Raw genomic sequence first — 2,814 nt, 5'->3', positions numbered from 1 at the left:
GCGGTATTCCTAGTACATTAAAATAGAATAATGATTCTTTATCACTTGGAGCTTTCAAATTATTTTTCGTAGTGCTGATCCTGACTTGCTTCTTTTGATTGGGCTCAATACGCTGCAATAATGGCAATGCTATTAATGGATCAGAAATTTTATGGCTATTTTCATCTTCAATCCAAGATTGAACTAAAAAAGGGTCTTTACTGTCAGTATTTTCTACAACAATGCTAACGCCTTTGCTGGCTTCATTATAAATGACTCGTGTACGGTCTGCTGAAATTGATGCATGTGTATATGCACTAACTAGTAATAAGCTACTGATAATTAATTTAAATTTTTTCATAATATTTTATTCTTTATTACAAATCACATTATTGATGTTTTGAATGATCTGGCTATCCGTCACTAACTGACATGATTGCCCACCATTCCATTTAACGATTAATTTTTGGTTCGGTTGAATTCCGGTTAAATAAACTTGACCATTCTCAGCAACCATACCTAATACGGTATCTTTTGCTGAGTCATAAACTAAAGCTCCAAACGGTGGTGTTTTTCCATCAGGAAACTTGATGGTAATTAATGCTTTTTCGCCAATAATCGTATTGAGTTTTGCATAACCGACGGCACCATCAGTTAAAGTTGATTCAATGACGCTATCATCCACACTGACATTTTCAGGTATATTATTAAGATCAACATATTGAGTTGATTTGTAATATGTCGGCACATTACTAATTGCCGCTAAGCCAAATCTATTTGTAATTGACTCATTTTGATTGATTGAAACATCTTTAGCATTATCGGTATCAATCACCATTCTTGCTTGATTGTCATAGACTCTTCTATGTAAAACAGGACCTTGGCTTGTAATCGTTAATGAGCCATCTAGCGTTCCGCTTAATGTACGATAATCATCACCAAATGAACCCGTTATCTGTGCTGTCCCATATTGGGTATCACGAGATGCAGATGCGTTTATCGTTGTATTTTCAAAAAAGTCTCTTGTCGAAAGTCCCAGGCTTAAATTATTGCTATCGATTTTTGTATGGTAATTAACATTATTACTGTATTTTTTATCTTGGTCATTGTATGAACTAAAATATTGTAATCGCGAATTCTTTTCGCCAACAAAAGGAATACTTAATGAAAGATAAGCCTGCTTAGATTTACTTCCTCTCACATAACTACTTTCACTGACTGATAATGATAAAAGCGCATTATCAAAAAAGTCATTTTTAATTGTTTTATTAAACGATACACTTAAAGTATCGTTGTTTTTAGGTTCATTCCAATAACTTTCTCTTGAATAACTTAAGCTTACATCAGCATTGAAATCAGGTATTTGCTGAGTAAATGATGTTGTAAAAACATTTTTCTGGCGAAAATGATGGTTCGATGGATTACCTTTCGTATAAATAAAATTATTAACGGACATGAATCCTTCATTTGAGAACTGATATCCAGTTAAATCGAGTCGACTGGAGTTAGAGAATCGTTTTGCATAATTGATTCTATAGCTTTCACCTGTACTTGAATTTGTAGTATGTAAGCGATTTTTAGACTGTGTAATATCAAATGATATTGCACCTAAGCGCTCCATGTTTATACCTAGACCCGCATTATAAGCAATATATTCACTATCTGATGTTGAAAATAAACCACCAAAAACGGATAAGTTATTAAATAATCCCCAAGAAAATTCGGTTGAAATAAAATCATTATCAACATTATTTTCACCCATTGGTGCTAATCGACCGGCATTTAATTTATATTGAAACATACCTGGTCGAGTTAAAAATGGAATGTTAGTTGATGATATTTGGTACTCTCTAACAGAACCATCTTCTTCCGTAATTTTGACGTCTAAGGTACCCGATAAAGCAGAACTCAAGTTATCAATAGAAAAAGGTCCTGGAGCAACCTTTACTTGGCTTAATATACGTCCATTCTGAGAAATAACGACAGTCGCGTTACTGGTTGCTGTACCGGTTATATTTGGTGCATAACCTCTTAGAATTGATGGCAACATATTGTCGTCAGTGAAAACACTTACGCCATTAAAGCGTACAGAATCAAAAATCTGGCTAGCTGTATAATATTTTCCTACAAAGAACTTAGCTGATAAGTCAGGTAAATCAGTAAAAAGATAGGTTTGAACCCATTTAAAACTATCGTTGTTACTATTATTAAAATCTTTTTGGAATTGATAGTTACTACGGAATCTCCAACGTCCTATATTTGTACCAATAGCACCAAATGAGCTTAAGTTATTTGTATCTTGAGCATTCTTATATTTTATGTAGTTTTCTACTATATTATAGTCAAATACTAGTGCATTAATGCCTACTTCACGTTGCATAGGCGGCACCCAGTTTTCATCTGAGTATAGGAAATAAGCTTGCGGTATTGATAATGAAAGTTCTTGCTTTTCATCATCAAAGAGTGATGAAATATTATCGTCCTGTGCTGATAAATCATAGCACTGGCCATCTGACCATGTTGGTATTTTATTGATGAACTCTTCTTTTAAGCCAATAACGTCTATTATTTTTTGTGAAATGCAGGGTTGTATAGATCCTTCTTTATTAAAGAAGTCAATTTTATCAAAAAAGTTTGTCCTTCTACCGTTAATTGATACGTTAGAAAAATAAGCGCCTTCCTGTGAGTGATTTTTTTCAAATGAACTCAAGTCAATATTTGTATCGCCAGAAATAGATAAAGCATCCTGATTAAATTGAACAGAGTCTGCATTTACATAGTTTGAATATAAAAATAAGCTAGATATTAAACTCGTCACTATGTTTTGTTTAAATT

The 2,814-nt window shown here is 33.2% G+C and carries 2 protein-coding genes; both read right to left on the bottom strand.

The features are described 5' to 3' along the window. Positions 1 to 340, bottom strand: a 340-nt coding sequence (locus JK188_RS16990; RefSeq protein WP_211888686.1) for a fimbrial biogenesis chaperone, incomplete at its 3' end; no start/stop codon positions are given. Between the two features lie 6 nt (positions 341 to 346). Further along, on the bottom strand, positions 347 to 2,814 hold a 2,468-nt coding region (locus JK188_RS16985), incomplete at its 5' end, for a fimbria/pilus outer membrane usher protein (protein WP_211888685.1).

Source organism: Providencia sp. JGM181 (assembly GCF_018257375.1).
GTDB lineage: Bacteria > Pseudomonadota > Gammaproteobacteria > Enterobacterales > Enterobacteriaceae > Providencia > Providencia lanzhouensis.
Note: the sequence above shows the minus strand (reverse complement) of the source record. Positions and strands in the feature narration are given on the sequence as shown.